Below are 20,176 nucleotides of genomic sequence, written 5' to 3'. Positions count from 1 at the left end.
CAAACAATCCAGATCCTCATCAGATAAACGAGCATAAGGAATGGAACCTATGACCTACGCACACACCCTGGGCTTTCCCCGTATCGGCGCCAAGCGCGAACTGAAATTTGCTCTCGAATCCTACTGGCGTGGCGAAACCACCCAGGCCGAGCTGGTCGCCGTGGGCAAGAGCCTGCGTGAGCGCCACTGGCAGGCCCAGCGTACCGCCGGGGTCAACCTGCTGCCGGTGGGGGATTTTGCCTGGTACGATCAGGTGCTGGGTACCAGCCTGCTGGTAGACGCCGTGCCTGCCCGTCACCGCCACGGCGACACCGACCTCGACACCCTGTTCCGGGTGGCCCGTGGCCGTGCGCCGACCGGCCCGGCGGCGGCCGCTGCCGAGATGACCAAGTGGTTCAACACCAACTACCACTACCTGGTGCCGGAATTTTACCGTGACCAGCGCTTCAAGCTGGGCTGGAGCCAGCTCTTTGACGAGGTGGAAGAGGCCAAGGCCCTGGGGCTGCCGGTCAAGGCGGTGTTGCTGGGCCCCGTCTCGTACCTGTGGCTTGGCAAGGAGAAAGAGAGCGGCTTCTCCCGCCTCGAACTGCTGGATCGCCTGCTGATCGTCTACCAGGAGATCCTGGCCAAACTGGCGGCCCAGGGGGTGGAGTGGGTACAAATCGACGAGCCGGCCCTGGCGCTGGACCTGCCGGACGAGTGGCGCCTGGCCTACCTCAAGGCGTATGAGCGCCTGAGCGGCCCCTGCAAGCTGCTGCTCACCACCTACTTCGGGTCCGTGGCCCATCAGCGGGACATCATCACCAGTCTGAAGGTGGACGGCCTGCACCTGGATCTGGTGGCTGCCCCCGAGCAGCTGGAGACCCTGGTCCCGCACCTGCCGGCCCAGTGGGTACTCTCGGCGGGTGTCATCAACGGCCGCAACGTCTGGCGTGCCAACCTGGCCAAGCTGGCGCCGACCCTCAAGGCCTTGAAAGAAAAGCTTGGCGAGCGCCTCTGGGTGGCCTCCTCCTGTTCTTTGCTGCACAGCCCGGTGGATTTGACCCTGGAGCACGAGCTGGATCCCCAGACCCGCAGCTGGTTCGCCTTCGCCCTGCAAAAGTGCTATGAGCTGGGGCTGCTGTCCGACTACCTGGACGGTGGCGCCCTGGACAAGATCGAGGCTTACAGCCAGCCCATCGTGGATCGGGAGTCCGACAGCCGGGTTCACAAGAAGGCGGTGCAGTCACGACTCGCCAGCCTGACCAACAGTGACTTCGATCGCCAGAGCGCCTACCCGGTGCGTGCCGACGCGCAGCGCTCGGATCTGAAACTGCCGCTCCTGCCCACCACCACCATCGGCTCCTTCCCGCAGACCTCGGAAATCCGGGTGCTGCGCCAGGATTGGCGTGCCGGGCGCATCGATGACCAGGCCTACGAGGCGGGCATCCAGGCCCAGATCAAGGACGCCATCGAGCGCCAGGAGGCCATCGGGCTCGACGTGCTGGTGCACGGTGAAGCGGAACGCAACGACATGGTGGAGTATTTCGGGGAACTGCTGGACGGCTTTGCCATCACCCGCTTTGGCTGGGTACAGAGCTATGGCTCCCGCTGCGTCAAGCCGCCGGTGATCACCCGTGACATCGACCGCCCGACCCCCATGACCCTTGAGTGGACGAAGTTTGCCCAGAGCCTGACCGACAAGCCGGTGAAGGGCATGCTGACCGGCCCCGTGACCATTCTCTGCTGGTCCTTCCCGCGGGAAGACGTGAGCCGCGAGCAGTCCGCCCTGCAGATTGGCCTGGCCATTCGCGACGAGGTGGCTGACTTGGAGGCCGCCGGCATCAAGATCATCCAGATCGACGAGCCGGCGATCCGCGAAGGGCTGCCCCTGCGCAAGCAGGATCACCAGGCCTATCTGGACTGGGCGGTGCGCGCCTTCCGCCTGAGCGCAAGCCCGGTGGTGGACAGCACCCAGATCCACACCCACATGTGTTACAGCGACTTCAACCTCATCATCGAGGCGGTGGCGGCGCTGGACGCGGATGTGATCACCATCGAGACGAGCCGCAGCCAGATGCAGTTGCTCGAAGCGTTCGAGCGCTTCAACTACCCCAACGAGATCGGCCCGGGCGTCTACGACATCCACTCGCCGAACGTACCGAGCCAGGGCTGGATTGAAGACCTCATCCGCAAGGCTGCGCAACAAATCCCGGCAGACCGGCTCTGGGTGAACCCGGACTGCGGCCTCAAGACCCGCGGCTGGGAAGAGACCACCGCCGCCCTCAAGGTGATGGTCGATGCCACCCGGGCGCTGCGCGCCGAGCTGGCCTGAGGGCTTCCATTCACCCGGACGAGCGCCCGGTGAGTGTCACCAAGACGAGAGAGGGAAGGCGACAGCCTTCCCTCTTTTTTGCATGGCCGCCCCCTAGAGGGGGATCAGGGCGGGCCGGTAGCGGGTGGGAGAAACCGACATCGTCACCGGGTGAGGGGCGCTTGCGAGCGCCTCGGCCAGCCACTGGTGGTCGAGGGGAATGGCATTGCGATCCTCGATCACCAGATTGAGGTGCTGGGCGCCCAGGCACCCGTAGCGGGCGGGGTCGGTCTGGGTAAAGAGGCCAAGACAGGGCACACCGCTGGCGGCAGCCAGGTGCAGGGGACCGGTGTCGGCGCTGACGAAGAGGGAGAGGCCGCCCGTGAAGCGGGCCAGCTCCCCCATGTTGCCAAGGGAAACGTGCACGTCCCCGAGCAGGTGCTCGGGGGCGGCGGGATCCGCGAGCTGGACCAGCAGGGCATCCGGGCTGTGACGGCGCAGATCCCCAAGCAACCGTTGCCACTGGGGCAGGGAGAGCCCCTTGCCCTTGCGGGCGCCGGTGAAAAAGCCGATCAGGGGACGGCCAGGATGGGCTCGTCGCAGCGCACTCAAGGCCGGGCTTGGCCCCTGCAACAGGCTGCCAAGGGGGATGGGTTCGGCCGGATTGCCCGGTATGCCGAGCAGTTGCAGGGGCTGGTGGGCGTAGTGGCACTCACTGTCCGCAGCCCGCGGACGCTGGAAGATGAGATCCCCATGGCCATCGTCGAAGCCGCATTTCTCACGGGCCTGTACCCAGGCGGCGATGAAGTGATCCGTACTGGAGGCGAAGGGGACGTAGACCCTGTCGTAGTGCTGGCGGCGCAGACGCGAGAGTGCCGAGAGGGCGCCCGGCAGGTGTCTGCCCTGCAACCGGATCTGATGAATGCGCCGCAGGGGCAGATCGGCCAGGAAGGGGATCAGGGTGGTGGGGCTGCACACCAGCTCCAGCTCGGCGTGGGGATGGGCGCGATGAAGCTGGTGCAGGAAGGGTAGCAGGAAGAGGTTGTTGCCGATGCGGTTGGTGCTGCGAATGACCAGGATCCGGCGGGGTGCCTGCGAAGAGGGCGGCAATGCGCTGCGACTGGCAAGCCAGCCGAGCAGGGTTCGCTCCAGTCCCGCCGTCCAGACCCGGCGTTGGCCGTCGAAGCGGCGCAGGGCATCGTTGAGGTGAGTCATACCGTTGGGCTCCAGTGTTGGGATGGCGTAAAGGGTGCCAGCGGACTCTTAAGACAATGTTAAGAAGGGAAAAAGCGTGCGGATGATGGCCATGGCGGAGCGGGGTGCTGGTGCGGGACGGGAGAAAGTGGCTAGAATTGCGCATTTGAAATAAATGTTATTGTCTGCGGGAGCACCATGCAGTTCAGGGATTTTTTGCCGGTATCGACCAATACCAGCGTCAAAGAGAGTTGTTACGGCGCCCTTGGCGCCCTCATCGGCTTGCTCGGCACCGCCTTGCTGTGCCGCTGGGGGCTGGGGCTCGAGGTGCACTGGCTCATCGCCCCCATGGGGGCCTCCGCCGTGCTGCTGTTTGCCGCCCCGGCCAGCCCCCTGGCCCAGCCCTGGTCCATCCTTGTGGGCAACGGGGTGTCGGCCCTGATGGGGGTATTGAGTGCGAGCCTGGTGCCGGACATGGCTATCGCCTCGGCCCTGGCGGTGATGCTGGCCATCGCCGCCATGTTCCTCACCCGCAGCCTGCACCCGCCCGGCGGCGCCGTGGCCCTGACCGCCGTCATCGGCGGCGAGGGGATCCGGGCGCTCGGGGTCGGCTACGTGCTGCTGCCGGTGCTGCTCAACTCCCTGTTGCTACTGAGTCTGGGCTTGCTCTACAACCGCGCCCTGGGGCGTCGTTATCCCCATGGCGGCAAGGCGGCGCCCAATCGCCACCAGACGGCGGATCCCCAGCCGAGTGCCCGGCTCGCCACCCAGGACATCGACTTTGCCCTGCAAAAACACGGGGAGCTGCTGGACATCAGCCGCCAGGATCTGCAGGAGCTGCTGCAGGAGGCCCAGCTTCACGCCCTGCGGGGGCGAGTGGGGACGGTACGGTGCCAGGATGTGATGTCGCGGGATCTCGTCGTGACGACGCCACAGGCGCTCGCCATGGAAGCGTGGCATCTGCTCTCCCACCACCAGATCAAGGCGCTGCCGGTGGTGGATGAGGGGGAGAGGCTGGTCGGCATCATCACCCTGCACGACCTGATGATCGACCGGGCGGGTCACCAGCCGAGGGCGAAGGAGGCCCTCGAGCAGCAGCAGGTCGCGGATCTGATGACCCGGGAGGTGCAGACGGCGCGGCGCTACCAGCCTCTCTATGATCTGGTGGAGGCCTTCTCCGACGGGGGGCTGCACCACATGCCGGTGGTGGAGGGGGAGCAGCTGGTGGGCATCATCACTCAGTCCGACATGGTGGCGGCGCTCTTCACGTTGGCCCTGAAACCCGGACTGACGAGCGAGGAGGCGACCCCGGTGTCGTCGTAGCCAGGGGCAAGAATAAAGAGGGCGTGCCAGGCACGCCCTCTTTTTTCGCAGACTTGCACAGACGGTGGCCAATGCCTAGCCGTAGCGGGCCAGGGTGAGCCCCTCGTCGCTGATATCCGGGGTATTGCCCGAGATGAGATCGCTGAGCAACTGGCCCGATCCGGCCGCCATGGTCCAGCCCAGGGTACCGTGGCCGGTATTGAGCCAGAGCCCGGGGATGGGGCTTGGGCCCACCAGGGGCGTGCCGTCCGGCGTCATGGGGCGCAGCCCGGTCCAGAAGGTGGCCTGCTCCAGATCCCCCCCCTGGGGGAAGAGATCCCTCACCACCATGGCCAGGGTATCGTGGCGCCTCGGGTTGAGCGCCAGGTTGAAGCCCGACAGCTCGGCCATGCCCCCCACCCGGATCCGCTCGTCGAAGCGGGTGATGGCGACCTTGTAGGTTTCGTCCAGCACGGTGCTGCGTGGGGCACCCTTGGCATCCGTCATCGGCAGGGTGAGGGAGTACCCCTTGACCGGGTAGACGGGGAGCTCAATTCCGAGGGGGCGCAGGAAGCCGGTGCCATAACTGCCGAGGGCACAGACGATGGCGTCGGCCTGGAAGCGCTGCTCGCCGGCACGGACCGCTACGGCGCGTCCCTTCGCGATCTCGACCTCGTCGATGGCGCAGTTGAAGACGAAGCTCACCCCGAGCTTGCGGGCCTCGTCAGCTAGGGCTTGGGTGAAGCGGAAGCAATCCCCCGTCTCGTCCCCCGGCAGGCGCAGGCCCCCCACCACCTTGCCACGCACCCTTGCCAGGGCGGGCTCGACCTCCTCGCAGCCGTCGGCATTCAGAGACTGATAGGGGACGCCGTACTCCTCGAGCACGGCGATATCGCGCTGGCTGGCATCGAGCTGGGCCTGACTGCGAAACAGTTGCAGGGTGCCGAGCTGGCGCCCTTCGTAGTCGAGCGCCAGCTCGCCCCGCAACTGCTTCATGCAGTCGCGGCTGTACTCGGCCAGCCGCACCATGCGCCCCTTGTTGACTGCATAGGCTGCCGGCGTGCAGTTGGCGAACATCTTCAGCATCCAGCGCAGCTGGAAGGGGTCCGAGGTGGGTCGCACCGTGAAGGGGGCGTGCTTTTGCAGCAGCCATTTGGCGGCCTTGAGGGGAATGCCGGGGGCAGCCCAGGGGGAAGCATAACCCGGGGAGATCTGACCCGCGTTGGCATGGCTGGTTTCAAGGGCCACCCCGTCACGCCGCTCCAGCAGGGTCACTTTGTGACCGGCCTTGGCCAGATACCAGGCGCTGGTCACACCGACCACGCCACCACCGAGTACCACTATGTCCATCTTGTCTCTCCTTGACTGGGGCCTCCACCTTAATCAGCCGCCACAGGATATTCAACTGGTGTCGATGTCATTGGTGGTTATCGCTATTCACATTTTGTTAACTGGCTCTCAATGTTGTCATTTGCTCACTTTCTGGCATGAAATCCGGTCGATTCAGAGCCGTTCCAGGTGGAGCAGATGATGCTCTGCCGTCGTCAGGATCGCTTGTTGCTGTTCTGTGGTTTGGCCATCCCAGTTGGCATAGGGCAGGGCGAGGCGAGGGTTGTTGCCAAGTTTGTCCCGGTTACGCCAGAGAAAGTGCCAATAGAGGCTGTTGAAGGGGCAGCTGTCCGGCCCGCTGCGGGCCTTCACCTGATAGTGGCACCCCTTGCAGTAGTGGCCCATCCGCTCGAGATAGGCGCCGCTGCTGGCGTAGGGCTTGCTGCCTATCAGACCGCCATCGGCAAACTGGCTCATGCCGCGGGTGTTGGGCAGCTCCACCCACTCGATGGCATCCACATAGATACCCAGATACCAGGCATCCACCTCGTCAGGGTGGATCCCCGCCAGCAGGGCGAAGTTGCCGGTCACCATCAGCCGCTGGATATGGTGGGCATAGGCGTGCTCCAGAGACTGTCGAATGGCGTGACGTACGCAGGCCATGCTGGTTTCTCCATTCCAGAAAAAACCGGGCAGGGGTCGCTCGGCCCCGAGAAAGTTGGTGCGCCGATACTCGGGCATCTTTTCCCAGTAGAGGGCGCGGACAAACTCGCGCCAGCCGAGGATCTGGCGGATGAACCCCTCCACCTGCGCCAGGGAAATGGTGGCCTGATTGGCCTGCCAGTGAGCTTGCGCAGCGCGGATCACCTCGAGGGGATGGAGCATCTTGCTGTTCATGGAAAACGACAAGCGGCTGTGGAACAAGCTCCAGCCCCGCTCGCTCAGGGCGTCCTGATAGCGACCGAAGTGGGGCAGGCAGTGTGCAAGGAAGTGTTCAAGCAGTGCGCGGCTCTGGCGCCGGGTGACGGGCCAGGGCAGGGCGTCGGCATCGGCACTGCCAATGGTGGCGACGCCGTGGCGGGTCAGCATGGCATCGATGTCGCTCACCTCGTTGGCAAAGGTGAGGGGCGCCGGGATGGGTTGGCTCGCCGGCAATTTGGCGCGATTCTCGGCATCGAAGTTCCAGCGCCCCCCAAGGGGTTGGCCGCGCTCATCGAGCAACACCCGGTACTGCTTTCGCAGGGCGCGGTAGAAGAACTCCATCCGGCTGTGGGGGTAGCGTCGCCAGCCATCGCGGGGGGTGAGAAAATGTTCGCTGTCCACCTCAGCGGTCGGGATGGCAAGGCCTGAGGCCCACTGGGTCAGCTGGCTTGCAAGGCGCCACTCGTCCGGGCTCTGCCAGGCGAAGCGCTCGGCCTGATGCGCTTCGAGCTGGGCCGCCAGCAAGCTCGGCAAATCGGGCCAGGTGGCGCTCTCATCGAGAGTCAGGTAGCAGACCCGGTGGCCCGCCTTGGTGAGGGCGGCGGCGAAGGCGCGCATGGCGGCAAAGAAGGCGAGCACCTTCTGGCGATGGTGGCGGCAGTAGTCCGTCTCCTGGCGCAGCTCCGCCATCAGGTAGCAGACAGCGGCATCCGGCGTGCGAAACCAGCTGTGACCTGCGTTCAGTTGATCCCCGAGAATGAGGCGCAGCTCCATCAGGGGTGCTCCTTCCGACGACGGCAGCGTTCGCTGCAATAGCGCACTTCCTGCCAGCAGCGGGCCCACTTGCGCCGCCAGGCAAAAGGACGAAGGCAGACGGGACAGATCTTCTCGGGTAGATGGGGTTTGAGGTGCATGTGGCGGCCCTGTTGATGCCCTTGGTTTCTCTCTGCCTCCTTAACGAAGCACCATACGGTCGGGATCACCGGGGGAGCAGAAAGAGGCAATAGGGGGGGATTGCCACTCATGAAAAAGGCCCCCGCACCTGCCGGTTGGGGGCCCTTGTTCTCGTAGCCGTTACTGGCTGCTGAAGAGCCTGGGCTGGGGAGTGGACTGCGCCGTCAGGGTCATGCGGCCCGAGGTTTCCAGCCAGCTCTTGATCTTTCTGGCATCGGCGACCCGTTCATCCGTGGTGTTGGCGTGAAGCAGCACCATGACCACGGGCTCGTTGTTGACCCGGGTTCCCATGACCAGGCAGCGCCCCGCCTCGCGGATATAACCGGTCTTGGAGACCAGAATGGGCCAGCTTCCTTCCCGTACCAGGCGGTTGGAGTTGAGGTAGTGCAACTGGCGCTTGCCGTTGCGTACCAGACGCTGCTCGGAGGCGGTGTACTGGCGGATCAGCGGGTAGGTGGATGCGGCAGCAGCCAGTTTGGCGAGATCGTGTGCGGTGGAGACGTTGCGGGGGTTGAGCCCGGTGCTGTCGGCGAAATGAGTGCTCCACATGCCGAGCATGCGGGCCTTGGCATTCATTGCCTCGATAAAGGCTTTGCGGCCACCCGGGTAGTGCCGTCCCAAGGCGGAGGCTGCGCGGTTCTCAGAGGACATCAGTGCGATGTGCAGCATGTCGGCGCGGCTCAGGCGCGAGCCCACCGCGAGGCGCGACCCCGTGCCCTTGAGTCTGTCCACGTCATCCATGGTGACGGTGAGGGTCTCGTTGAGGCGCTGATTGCCATCCAGTACCACCAGCGCTGTCATCAGCTTGGTGATGGAGGCGATGGACATCACCCGGTTGGCGTTGCGCTCTGCCAGTGTCTCGCCGGTTTTCGGGTTGACGACCACGTAGGCATCGGATCTCAGCGGCAGGTTGCTGCGGGGTTCGAGCAGGCTGTTGGTGGAAGAAGAGGTCGCAGAAAACGGGTTGGCATGGGCGCTTTCCATGCTGGCGGGAAGGAGGAAGGCGCCGAGCAGCAAGGGAAGAAAAGGACGAAGGTTCATGATTTGACTCTACTACGACTCACAGGGACATTTGGCTAAGTTATATGACGGTAATTGACGCTTCACAACGTCTGGTGGCCGGATATTTCCATTTTATGGGCCAGCGCACCTTGAAATCCCCCACATCGGGGCTATTGGGCCCGATAAAGGGAGTCATAGAGGCCTGTCAAGCCATGGCAGACACGCCACTACGGGGGCGCACTATATGCTGGCGAGGGGCTAGATGACGACTCTTTTTGCACCTTTCGGCGCCTTGGGATGATGAAGGGGTCGTTAATGGCGACCATGGCGATAAAAACGGCGCCCGGCAGGGAAGATGGTCCGCTGCATTATCGCTGTTTTGCCCCGCGTCATCCTCCCATCATCCGCGCGGTCTGAATGGCCTGGATCAGCGCGGTCCGGTTGATGCGAGGGCGCTCCTCGTCCAGCAACTGCTGCCAGAGGGCGATGGCCTGGCTGTAGCGGCCGTGCAGGAAGTGATCAGAGGCAAGCAGCATCAGGGCGCTCACCTCGCCTTTGTCCTGCTTGAGGGCGCTATCAAGCAGGCGGGTTGCCTCGGGAGTCAGCTGCTGGCCCGCCTGGTAGTAGAGCACGGTGGCCTGGGCGGCCTGGGTCGCCGCGCTGGCGCCCCCTTCTTGCAGGGCGAGGCGCTGGTAGGCGAGCAGGGCGTTGTCGTACTCGTCCCGATAGAGATAGAGCTGGCCGAGCGCCGCCCAGCCGTCGAGATCGGCGGGGTTGGCTTGCAGGCGCTGGTGCAGGGCGCCCAGCTCCTTGTCCTGCAGATCCCGCGTGCTCAATCCCGCCAGCGGATCGGGGCGCGACTGATACGCCTGCCACGCCTGATAGCGGCCGGTGCCGGCATAAATACCGGCCATCAGCGCCAGCAGCAGGCCCCCAAGCAGCATCCAGGAGCGCAGCCAGGGCAGCGGACGGGCGGTGCGATCTCTTACCAGCCGCTCGCGCAGGGCCTGTTCGGCAAGTGGGGTGGCGTTTGCGAGGCGGGCCAGTTCCAGCTCCCGGTAGAGGCGGCAGTGGGGGGCAAGCCCCGCCTGCTGCTCGGCCGTGATCAGCCGGTTCAGCTCGGCCCTGGGGTCGTGGGCGAGCGCCCCCTCGGCTCTATCGCCGACAAGCGGCACCCGCGTCGGTTGCCGGCGATGCAGGCTCCTGCGCAGGCGATTGAGGGCCAGCAACAGCAAGAGGGCGGGGCCGCCCCACAGCAGCGCCGTGCTGCGCTTGAAGGGGGGATCGTAGCGCACGAAATCGCCGAAGCGCTCCGTCATGCGGGCGATCACCTGCTCATCAGACTGCCCCTCGTCCACCCAGCGGTAGACCTCGAGCCGCAGATCCCGGGCGATGGGGGAGTTGGACTCCACCAGGTTCTGGTTCTGACACTGGGGGCAGCGCAGGGCACGGGCCAGCTCCTGAGCGCGGGTCTGCTGCTCGGGGTGGCGAAACTCATAGGTGTCGACCCCGCTGGCAAGGGCCCCGAGGCTCAAGGCCAGCAAGAGCGGCGCTATCAGGGCGTGGCCGAGACGTCTCATGGCTTGCTCTCCTGCACTTGTCTCTTTACTTCTCTCTCCACTTCTCTTTCCACTTCGGGCTGGCCGGCGGTGTTGCTGCGGGCCTTTGCAAGCAGGGGGGCAAACTGGCGTTGCCAGATCTCCTGGGTAAGCAGGCCGGTATGACGGGTCAGCAGGGTGCCGTCACCGGCGAAGAGATAGGTCTCCGGCGTGCCATAGACGCCGAGCTCCAGTGCGAGTCGGCCGTCGGGGTCGGCCAGCACGGCGCGATAGGGGTTACCCGCCTCGGTGAGCCAGGCGCGGGCGGCATCGCCCTTGTCCCGGTAGTTGAGGCCATAGAGGGGCACGGCGCTGGCCAGCTCACCCAGCAGCGGATGCTCGGCGCGGCAGTTGGGGCACCAGCTGGCCCAGACGTTGAGCACGAAGGGCTCCCCCTTGAGCGCCGCGGTGTGGATGGGGGGGCCACCAAACAGATCGTCACTCTGCCACGCAGGCAGGGTGCGCCCTGCGACGGCCTCATCCTGGCTGTAGGGGTTGTTGCCAAGGCCGAGCCAGAGCAGGGCACCGAGCCCCAGACTGAGCATGAGTGGCACAAACAGGCGCAAACGGGCGTTCATAAGGACTCCTGTTCAAGCCGAGGGTAGGAGGCGGCAGTTGGCGCAGGATGGCTAGCCAGCAGCGGCCGGCGGGCGAGCAGGCGCAGGGCACCGCCCGCCATCATCAACAGGCCACCGAGCCAGATCCAGCGCACCAGCGGCTTGTAGTGCAGGCGCATGGCATAGGCGCCGGGCCCCATTTTCTCACCCAGCACCACGTAGAGATCGCCGAGCATTCCCCACGCGATGCCCGGTTCGTTCATGTTCATGGTGCGCACGCTGTAGTGGCGCCGCTCCGGCGTCAGCCGTGCCACCTCTTTACCGCTCTTATGCACGCTGAGAGTGATGCGCTCGGCGGTATAGTTGGGGCCGATGATGGGCTCGCTCCCCTCATAGCGAAACTCGAAGGCGCCGAGCCGATAGGGCTGGCCTGCGGCGAGTACGGCGCCCCCCTCCTGACTGTGGTGACTCACCTGCGCGATGCCGAGGGCACACACCGCTACCCCGAGATGGGCCAGCAGGCTGCCGAGCCGATTGAGGGCGAGCTCGCGCAGGGCGACCGGTTGCAAGAGCGGGAGCAGCAGGCTGGTCATCAGCCAGAGGCTCAGCACGTTGGCCGCGAGCCCCAGCCAGCCGCCCCGCAGCGGCTCGGGATAGGCGAGGCTCAGCAAGGCTCCTCCCAGCAGGCCAAACAGGCATGGGAGCAGCACCTTGATGCGGCGCTGGGCTGCCAGATGCTGCCAGCGCAGGCGCGGCAGCTGGGTCATCAGCGCCATCAGGCAAAGGGCCAGCGGCACGAAGATGGTATTGAAATAGGGGGCGCCCACCGAGAGCGAGCCCAGATGGAGCGACTGGAACACCATGGGGTAGAAGGTGCCGAGCAGCACGCTGGCGCAGGCCACGCAAAGCAGCAAGATGGCGGCGCCGAGCAGCCCCTCTTTCGACAGCAAGCCAAAGCGGGCATAGGGGGCGCGAATGTCCGCCCGCAGGGCAAACAGGGTGAGGGCGCAGGTCAATAGCAAACCGAGCAGCAACAAGAGGGTGAGGCCACGGCTGGGGTCGACCGCAAAGGCGTGCACCGAGGTGAGTACCCCGGAGCGCACCACGAAGGTACCGAGCAGGCTTAAGGCAAAGGTAAATATGGAGAGCAGCAGCACGGCGTGGCCGTAAGCCCCGCGCTTCTCGCACACAACCAGGGCGTGCAGCAGGGCGGTGCCCAGCAGCCAGGGCAAGAGGGAGGCATTTTCCACCGGATCCCAGAACCACCAGCCCCCCCAGCCGAGCTCGTAATAGGCCCACCAGGAGCCCAGCACGATGCCGGCGGTGAGAAACACCCAGGAGCCGAGCGCCCAGGGGCGGCTCCAGTGGGCCACGGCGCCATCGAGCCGACCCGAGTGCAGCGCCGCCATGGCGAAGGCGAAGTTGACCGCAAAACCGACGTAACCGAGATAGAGCAGGGGCGGGTGGATGATGAGGCCGATATCCTGCAGCATGGGGTTGAGATCGCGCCCCTCCAGCGGCCCCGGGAACTGGCGGTCAAACGGGCTGGAGAAGATCAGGGTATAGAGGCTGAACAGCCCGACGATCAGCCCCATGATGGCCAGTACCCGGGTTGTAATCAGCGGATCGACCCGCCTGGAGCAAAGGGCCACCAGGGCGCCCCACAGCCCCAGCGCAAAGACGAAAAAGAGCATGGAGCCTTCATGGCCGCCCCACACGGCTGCCAGCTTGAAGCCAAGGGGCAGGGCGCTGTTGGCGTGCTGGGCCACATAGACCAGGGTGAAGTCATCCTGGGCAAAGCAGCTGGCGAGCAGCAGCAGGGCGGCCAACAGCAGGAGCGCGACCAGGAGGGCCAGCGGTGTTGCGCAGCCCAGCAGCGGGCGTGAGGCGAGCCGCAATCCCAGCCAAGGCAGCAGCCCTTGCAGCAGGGCGAGCCCGGTCGCCAGCAACAGTGAGAGATAGCCGAGCTCTGCCAGCACACAACCTCCGGTTCAATCTTTGATGTCATTCATGTCATGACACACACGCCGCGTCGTCTCCCTTTGCGGAGAACATTGCCAAGCAACGGGTCTGGCATCACCAGAAATACATTGGGCCAGCAACAAACCAGCGCCAGTCACCCGAGGGTGGCTGGCGCTGGTGATCATACCGTTATACGACAGTCATTTGACCGGCATAGAGCACGAAGTAGCGCAGCAGCAGGATCCCCACCAGGGTCAGGCTGCAGACCAGCACCAGATAGCCGTTTTTGGCCCGCAGTGGCGCCGGGGCCAGCAGGGCCAGCAACTGGGGCAGCAGCATGCCGATGCCCACCACCCCGAGCCAGAACACCTGAGCCCAGAAGCCGCTGCCGATGGCTGCCCACATGGCTGCCTCCTTCTGGCCGCCACCGAAGTAGAGGCCGGTAAAGAAGCAGACCAGCAGCAACACCTCCACCGCCAGCACCGGCCGCTCGAAGCGGTGGACAAAGCTCACCCCCTGGCTGTGATGGTTCTCCTTGAACAGGGTGACCGCCAGCAAGATGGTGGAGGCGATGCCGGAGCTGACGCCGGAGATGAGGAACAGCACCGGCAGCACCGGGTTGTTCAAGAGCGGATAGGTCTTGAGCGCCGACAACAGAAAGCCGGTGTAGGCCCCCAACAGCACGGCAAGCAGCAGCAAGAGCGGCGCCAGCAGCCGCTCGATGCGGGCAAGCCAAGCGATGAGATCATCCACAAAGGCGAACTTCTCTTGCAGCAGGTGACGGCGCAAGGTCTCGATCTCGGCCCGAAATACCACCGCCAGCCAGGCGAACAGCACCGCCATATAGACCTGAAACAGCATGACCCCCATCGACATCACGGAGTCGAACTGGTAGTGGAACATCAGCTTCCAGAAGGTCCAGGGGCGGGCCAGGTGGAAGATGAGGATCAGTAACCCCAGCACCACGCTCACCGGCGCCAGAATGGCGGTCGCCTTGATGATGCCGCTCTCGCTGCCGGCTCCCTTGCGGCGCAGCAGCACCGAGAGGGTGGTGGCCCCGGCGGAGATGCCGAGCAGAAAGAGATAGATGGCGATTGGCCAGTCCCAGACCAGTGAAGGGAAGTGAAATGCGTCATGCAACATGATCCATTCCTCCTTCTGTTACTGCGGTAGATGGCGATCGGACAAATCCCCACACGAGGGAAGGGAAGTGAAACGCCTCTTGCATCGTCATGACTTTATCTCCCCTTCGGGCACGCGGTACATCTTGGGCGAGGTGCCGAGTGCCTGCTTGTAGCGATAGGTGGTCTCCTTCACCAGCCGTTTGGCGATGGGGCTGTCCGGGTCATCCAGATTGCCGAACACCAGCGCCTTGGTGGGGCAGGATTCCACGCAGGCCGGCTCCTTGCCCGCCGCCAGGTTGGTCTTGCGGCAAAAGTCGCACTTGTCGGCCACCTTGGTCACAGGGTTGATGAAACGCACCTGATAGGGGCAGGCGGCCAGACAGTACATGCAGCCGACGCAGAGATCCGGGTTGACGTCGACGATGCCATCCTCCTTGCGGATATGGGAGGCACCGGTGGGGCAGACGTGCACGCAGGGGGCGTTGTCGCAGTGCTGACAGGACTTGCGAAAGAAGTGGTACTCGGCATCGGGGAAGGTGCCGATGGGGCCGGAGCGGATGATCTCGAGGCGCGAGACTCCCTCTGGCACCTGATTCACCTCCCGGCAGGCATCCATGCAGGCGGTACAGCCGATGCAGGCCGTCTCGTCGTGGAGCATGCCAAAGCGTACCCCGTCGATGGTCTGGCTGTGGGCGAGGGTGGTGGCACGAGCAGCCCCCGTCATCATGATGAGGGCCCCCGCGCTCATCCCCGCCATGAAGTGACGGCGAGAGCAGCTCATTGTGCCTCCTTGCCCGAGGTGGTGTTCGCCTTGGCCGCCTTGACGGCCTCATGCTGCTTGCTGTGGCAGTCGACGCAGAGCTTGATGCGGGACTTCTCCGGGATCGCCACCATGGGCTCCTTGGCTGGGTGCAACTGGTGGCAGCTGGTGCAGGTGAGCTTGGTGGCGTGCACGTCGTGGGCCCAGAGCGCCTCGCGCAGCACTTTGGGCTCGTGACAGCTCATGCAGACCCCGTTCTGCTCGGCGATGGGGTAGCGCTCGGTGCTCTGTTTGTCCTTGAAGCTGTCGCTAAAGCGCATCACGTCCTTGACCCCTTCCCGGTGTTGGGGGGAGGGCTGGCCGTGGCAGTTGGTGCAGGTGACCGGCGCCAGGTTGTTGGGGTTGGTCGCCTGGCCGTGCTTGCCGTGCATGCCGTATGCCTGCTCCTTGTGGCAGTCGGTACAGGCGGCATCGGGATTGCGCAAAAACTCCACCTCATGTGTGGCAGAGACTGCTGTGGCAGAGAGGGCCGCAGGGGCGTTCGCCGCATCGGCGGCCTGGCCCTGAAGGCTGGTCAGCAGCATGGCTGCCATCAGCATCAGTCGTAAGAAATCCATTGTTAAATCACCCATAGGAAGCTTCCATCCGGCTGCGGGCCCGACACTGCGGGCCCGCATGCCTCGTCATTGTGCGAGCCGTCCGGCCGCTTTGGCCTCGGCATCCCAGGCGGGGACTGTGGTCTTGAGGAACTGGGCCTTGTCGCTGTTCATCTGCTTCATGTCCATGCCAAGAGCGGCCTGGGCCTTCTCCTTGCTGGAGATGTCAGGAATGGCGATCTCGTGGCTGATCCCCTTGGCGGCCAGCAGGCGTGCCAGCTTGGTGCGGGCGTCGGCGGCCTTGTCCAGGGCGGTTCCCAGCATGCGCAGCGCCACTTCCGGGGCGTGCATCTGCACCCCGTGGGAGGCGATGGAGAAGTCCCAGCGCCATTGGGCGTGACGGATGTCCTGCAGAATGTCCTTCATCTCGGTCTCGGTGGCGCCGGCATCCCAGGCGGCCTTGGCTTCAAAGTGGGCGTGCACCAGCTGCTTCTCGACTTTGAGTTTGATCTCGGTGACGGCATCCTTGCGTTGCTTGACCACCCCTTGCAGCATCTCTTTGCTCTGGGTGTGGCAGTTGCGGCAGGTCTGATCGAAGCGATCGAAGGGGTTGCCTACCTTGTGATCGGTGTAGACCTTGCCCTGTTCGTTCTGCACCTTGGGCATGTGGCAGTCGACGCAGGCGACGTTGTTCTGGCCGTGAATGCCGGCGCGCCAGGTCTCGTACTCGGGGTGCTGGGCTTTGAGCATGGGGGTCTTGGAGAGGGCGTGGGTCCAGTCGGCAAAGCCTATTTCATCGTAATACTGCTCCATCTGCTCAACTGTGGTGCCCTTGTCCCAGGGGAATTTCACCGCCTTGGTGGGGCCGCTGAAGTAGTACTCCACGTGGCACTGGCCGCACACCTGGGACTGCTGATCGAAGCGCCCCTGCTCCTTGAACGGCTTGCCGATGGCGGTCATGGCCCGGTCGGCATAGGGACGGGAGAGGTGCAGGGCGGGTTTCCCTTCCTTGAACTCTTTCGAGGCGGTGTCGTGGCAGTCGGCGCAGCCGATGGTGTTGACGATCTCGGGTCCGCCTTTTGCCCACATCCCCTTGAAGTAACCATCCTCACCCTTCTCATCGATGACGCGGGCCACGTCCGGGCCTTTGCAGCTCCAGCAGGCCATGGGCAGCGGACCGTCTTCGGCTGTCTTGGGGGCGCCGGTGCGCAGGGTTTCCCGCACGTCGGTCAGCGCATAGAAGTGGCCGCGCGGCTTGTTGTAATCCTTGGAGAAGGGGTAGCCGGCCCAGAGCACCACCATCTGCGGATCTTCCGCCAGGGCATCGGTGCGCTCGCGGCTCTCGCTGGTGCCTTTCCAGCTGGTGAACTGATCGGCGTGATCCTTGGCGAACAGCTCGCTGCGCGCCTCAATCTTCCCTTTGGGGGCACTGTCGTCTGCCTGTGCCAGACTGCCTGCACCCAGCAGGACGGTCAGCAGCAGGGCCGCCAGCCCTGGTCGAAATAGCTTGTCATATGAACCCACGGTCATCACTCCCAGATAAAAAGTCCATATCGGGCCTGACCGTTCCATCTTGGTGTGGACATCTGTGCTCATCATCGACGGGCATGGCAGGCCGATCCATTGTTATGGCTGCATATAAATCGGTGTTTATGCAATTGCTCGGGGGAATAATACCAAATGGGTAAAATGGATAATCATTTATCCCCGTGGGAGTTGCGCTAGATCAATTGAGGGGGATGAGGGATGCTAAAAGTGCGATCCAGGTGGAATTATTGAACCTCATCCGAGGGTTATTTCCACCCGTTCTCTTTTGATGAAAATAGGTAAAAACGATGTTCATCATGCTGGCGAGGGGGGAAGGGCGAGAGGCGGCGGGCAGATACAGCGTATGACGGGAGAGAGTGAGCCGATTTTATTGAATTTAAATTCAATTTTTGGCTTGAAAAAGGAGGGGCGATGCTTCGGTTTTCCATCCCCATGGCCCCTGTCAAGGGACTTTGTGACAGAAGCTGTCGTAGAAATGGGTGCCAAGAGAGCCATCTATTTTTATAAAAGAGACATTAAGGGCTTTATTCCAGCATATTCGCGGCCTGGTAGCGTGTTATTGAATTTAATAGGATGGTTGGCGGCATTTACTTTCGATATTTTCGAAAATGACGAAGGGTTATAGGGGGTGATTGACGGTAAAATAGCCGCCTGTCACGGAGACTTTCCCTTTACGCTTCATGTGCTGGGAAGTCTGTGTTTACCCGTTGGAGGATATATGGCCGAGCTGCGAATCGATAAACCGACTCTTATTGCCAAGGTGGAGGGCGCTGTGTTTGTGATGGATGCGGACGGCTCTTTGCGCCGTGCGACCCCTGGCATGCAACTGGAGCCCGGGATGCGCCTGCTCACCGAATCCGACGGACAGGTGGAGCTGGCGGAGGCGGGCAGCGAACGCCCCGAGCCCACCCAGCCCGAGGCGGCACTGCCCGCCGGTGCCGATGCCGAGCTGGCGAGCCTCCAGGAGGCGATCCGCCAGGGGGCAGACCCGACCAAATTGTTTGAAGAGACGGCGGCGGGCAACGCCGGGGCCGGTACCACTGGTGGCGTGGTCGGCTCCAGCGCCGGCGGTTTCGTGGTGGTGGATCTCAACAGTGAGTACACCCTGGCCGAGGCGGGGTTTGACACCGGTCATGAGGCGCGTCAGCCGGGCGACGAGCTGCTCTATGCCGAAGATCAGGATCTGCTGGCGGCCATCACCATCACAGAGCCCCAGACCGACGACAACATCATCAATGCCGACGAGGCGACCGGCGTCATCATCCGCGGCTTTGTCGAGGATGTGGAAGTCGGCCAGACCGTCACCGTCACCCTGATAGATCAGGATGGCAACCGCCTGACCACCACCACAGTGGTGCTGCCCGGCTTCGTCTGGGAGGCAAACTTCGGCGACGTCACCGGCAAGCTGGTGGACGGCCCCCTGACCATCCAGGCCGATACCCAGGACGCGGCTGGCAACCGGGCCAGCGACACCGGTCAGACCCTGCTCGACACCATCACCACCATTACCCTGGATTTGGCGGACGAGAGCGACACCGGCACCAGCCAGACCGATGATCTGACCCGCGACACCACGCCGCTGCTGCAAGGGAAGGGGGAGCCTGGCGCTACCGTTACCCTGACCCTGGAAGGCAAGGTGATGGCCGTGCTCACCGTGGATGGCAACGGCAACTGGCAATATCAGATCCCCGATACCCTGGCCGATGGCGCCCATGATTTTCGCGTCGATGCGGTGGACATCGCGGGCAACCGGGCCAGCGACACCCTGACGGTGACGGTGGATACCCGTGCCGCCATCGACATCGACGATCTCGATACCGACAGCATTCTCGGCCATGACAAGGTCACCCTGAGCGGCAGTACCACGGACGTGGAGGCGGGGCAGCGGGTGACCATCACCCTGATTGGCCAGAATGGCCAGACCCTCTTCAACGGCAGTGCCCTGGTGGGCAGTGACGGCCGCTGGCAACTGGGAGGCCTGGATCTCTCCAGCATCCAGGGCCCCTACGAGGTTCGCGCCGAGGTGACGGATCTGGCGGGCAACCGGGTTATTGACGGGGCTCCCCTCATCGGTCAGAGCGATACCCTGACCCTCTCCGAGGCGGATCTCGCCAAGGGGCCGGTGAGCGCCACCGGATCCCTGCACACCGGAGCCGGGCTTGATGGCAACCTGCAGGTGAGTTTTGCCGCCGATCAAGGTGCCCTCAATCAGCTTGGCCTGACCAGCCACGGGACGGCGCTCGCCTACCAGGTCAGCGGCCAGACCCTCACCGCCAGCGCGGGGGGCGCGACCGTCTTCACCCTGACCCTGGCCAACGATGGCAGCTATCGCATCGTCTGGAACCAGAGCCTGGATCACGGCCAGGATAGCCTGAGCCTGCCCTTTGCCCTGGAGTACCGCGACAGCGACGGGGATCGGGTGAGCGCCAATCTCACCATCAACCTGGTGGACAGCACACCGCCTGACTTCACCATCGCCCCCATCAGCCTCACGGAGGATGATTTCACCAATCCGGCGGCGGTGGTGGGACAGAGCCAGTTCGTGGTGGGCCATCAGTCCGATCCCTTGGTGGCAACAAGTGCCGTCTTCGCGGATCAGAGTGCAACCCTGGCCCGTCTCAACGGCAGCGGCATCAGCAGCGACGGCCACGCCTTGACCTTCGAATTCACCGGCGATCGCCTGCTGACGGGGTATTACCTGGATGGCAATGGCAAGCGGGTCGAGGTGCTGAAGGCCGAGCTGACCGCCAGCCAACATGGCAGTGATATCGACGGCAATGTCACCGTCTCCCTCAATGGGCCTCTGGACCATCAGGGCAGCGACCAGCTCTCCCTCGGGCTCACCGTTTCCGCCAAGGAGATCGACGGCGACGAGACCCGCGCCGATCTGGTTGTCTCCATCAGTGACGGTGTGGATCCCCGCCTTGGCATCGACAGCGGGGTAACCTTGCAGGAAGGGGCCTCTGGCCAGACCCTGGATGGCCAGTTGCCGGTCAATGTGGGCAGTGATCGCCTCGTGTCGCTCAACTTCGAGGC

Annotated in this window: 16 protein-coding genes; 4 read left to right on the top strand and 12 right to left on the bottom strand. The window is 64.0% G+C overall.

Features of this window, described 5'->3' with window-relative positions:
* The first annotated feature begins 49 nt into the window (after positions 1 to 49).
* Positions 50 to 2,314 (top strand): 5-methyltetrahydropteroyltriglutamate--homocysteine S-methyltransferase, encoded by a 2,265-nt coding sequence (gene metE, locus BN1120_RS14255; RefSeq protein ID WP_042016599.1) that lies wholly within the window; start codon positions 50 to 52, stop codon positions 2,312 to 2,314.
* Positions 2,315 to 2,407: 93 nt separating this feature from the next.
* Here the strand turns inward: metE and BN1120_RS14250 are convergent, their stop codons facing one another.
* Positions 2,408 to 3,508: a glycosyltransferase family 9 protein gene (locus BN1120_RS14250; RefSeq protein ID WP_042016598.1), complete on the bottom strand. Its 1,101-nt coding sequence runs from the start codon at positions 3,506 to 3,508 to the stop codon at positions 2,408 to 2,410.
* A 177-nt stretch (positions 3,509 to 3,685) separates the two neighbouring features.
* Between BN1120_RS14250 and BN1120_RS14245 the strand changes: the two genes are divergently transcribed.
* The gene (locus BN1120_RS14245) at positions 3,686 to 4,810 is read left to right on the top strand and encodes an HPP family protein (protein ID WP_042016596.1); all 1,125 of its coding nucleotides are present in this window, start codon (positions 3,686 to 3,688) and stop codon (positions 4,808 to 4,810) included.
* A gap of 75 nt (positions 4,811 to 4,885) precedes the next feature.
* Here BN1120_RS14245 and BN1120_RS14240 read toward each other — a convergent pair whose 3' ends face one another.
* The 11 genes from BN1120_RS14240 to nrfA form a co-directional block, all read right to left on the bottom strand.
* Positions 4,886 to 6,139: a D-amino acid dehydrogenase gene (locus BN1120_RS14240; RefSeq protein ID WP_042016595.1), complete on the bottom strand. Its 1,254-nt coding sequence runs from the start codon at positions 6,137 to 6,139 to the stop codon at positions 4,886 to 4,888.
* Positions 6,140 to 6,292: 153 nt separating this feature from the next.
* Positions 6,293 to 7,813 carry a cryptochrome/photolyase family protein gene (locus tag BN1120_RS14235; protein ID WP_042016594.1) on the bottom strand — a complete coding sequence of 507 codons (1,521 nt, stop codon included), beginning with the start codon at positions 7,811 to 7,813 and terminating at the stop codon, positions 6,293 to 6,295.
* On the bottom strand, positions 7,813 to 7,953 hold the full coding sequence (locus BN1120_RS20900) for a DUF2256 domain-containing protein (protein WP_080768040.1): 141 nt from the start codon (positions 7,951 to 7,953) through the stop codon (positions 7,813 to 7,815). The genes BN1120_RS14235 and BN1120_RS20900 overlap by 1 nt, the downstream gene beginning before the upstream one ends.
* 160 nt (positions 7,954 to 8,113) lie before the next feature.
* On the bottom strand, positions 8,114 to 9,034 hold the full coding sequence (locus BN1120_RS14230) for a serine hydrolase (RefSeq protein WP_029314613.1): 921 nt from the start codon (positions 9,032 to 9,034) through the stop codon (positions 8,114 to 8,116).
* Positions 9,035 to 9,384: 350 nt separating this feature from the next.
* A complete protein-coding gene (nrfF, locus tag BN1120_RS14225) occupies positions 9,385 to 10,575 on the bottom strand; it encodes a heme lyase NrfEFG subunit NrfF (protein ID WP_042016592.1) in 1,191 nt (396 codons plus the stop codon).
* Positions 10,572 to 11,171 (bottom strand): DsbE family thiol:disulfide interchange protein, encoded by a 600-nt coding sequence (locus BN1120_RS14220; RefSeq protein WP_042016591.1) that lies wholly within the window; start codon positions 11,169 to 11,171, stop codon positions 10,572 to 10,574. The genes nrfF and BN1120_RS14220 overlap by 4 nt, the downstream gene beginning before the upstream one ends.
* Positions 11,168 to 13,129: a heme lyase NrfEFG subunit NrfE gene (gene nrfE / locus BN1120_RS14215; protein WP_042016590.1), complete on the bottom strand. Its 1,962-nt coding sequence runs from the start codon at positions 13,127 to 13,129 to the stop codon at positions 11,168 to 11,170. Before nrfE ends, BN1120_RS14220 begins: the two co-directional genes overlap by 4 nt.
* 172 nt (positions 13,130 to 13,301) lie before the next feature.
* Positions 13,302 to 14,255 carry a cytochrome c nitrite reductase subunit NrfD gene (nrfD, locus tag BN1120_RS14210; RefSeq protein WP_042016589.1) on the bottom strand — a complete coding sequence of 318 codons (954 nt, stop codon included), beginning with the start codon at positions 14,253 to 14,255 and terminating at the stop codon, positions 13,302 to 13,304.
* An 87-nt stretch (positions 14,256 to 14,342) separates the two neighbouring features.
* On the bottom strand, positions 14,343 to 15,017 hold the full coding sequence (locus BN1120_RS14205; protein ID WP_042016587.1) for a 4Fe-4S dicluster domain-containing protein: 675 nt from the start codon (positions 15,015 to 15,017) through the stop codon (positions 14,343 to 14,345).
* The gene (nrfB, locus tag BN1120_RS14200) at positions 15,014 to 15,628 is read right to left on the bottom strand and encodes a cytochrome c nitrite reductase pentaheme subunit (RefSeq protein ID WP_042016586.1); all 615 of its coding nucleotides are present in this window, start codon (positions 15,626 to 15,628) and stop codon (positions 15,014 to 15,016) included. Before nrfB ends, BN1120_RS14205 begins: the two co-directional genes overlap by 4 nt.
* A 51-nt stretch (positions 15,629 to 15,679) precedes the next feature.
* Positions 15,680 to 17,122, bottom strand: coding sequence for an ammonia-forming nitrite reductase cytochrome c552 subunit (nrfA, locus tag BN1120_RS14195; RefSeq protein ID WP_042016585.1), 1,443 nt, complete (start codon positions 17,120 to 17,122; stop codon positions 15,680 to 15,682).
* A 286-nt stretch (positions 17,123 to 17,408) separates the two neighbouring features.
* Between nrfA and BN1120_RS21370 the strand changes: the two genes are divergently transcribed.
* Together BN1120_RS21370 and BN1120_RS14190 are read left to right on the top strand one after the other, a co-directional pair.
* Positions 17,409 to 17,765, top strand: a complete 357-nt coding sequence (locus BN1120_RS21370; RefSeq protein ID WP_145983745.1) for a hypothetical protein — start codon at positions 17,409 to 17,411, stop codon at positions 17,763 to 17,765.
* A gap of 93 nt (positions 17,766 to 17,858) precedes the next feature.
* The coding region (locus BN1120_RS14190) for a retention module-containing protein (protein WP_042016584.1) at positions 17,859 to 20,176 on the top strand (2,318 nt) is incomplete at its 3' end.

This window comes from Aeromonas caviae (assembly GCF_000819785.1).
Lineage (GTDB): Bacteria > Pseudomonadota > Gammaproteobacteria > Enterobacterales > Aeromonadaceae > Aeromonas > Aeromonas caviae.
This window is presented reverse-complemented; position numbering and strand designations above follow the sequence as displayed.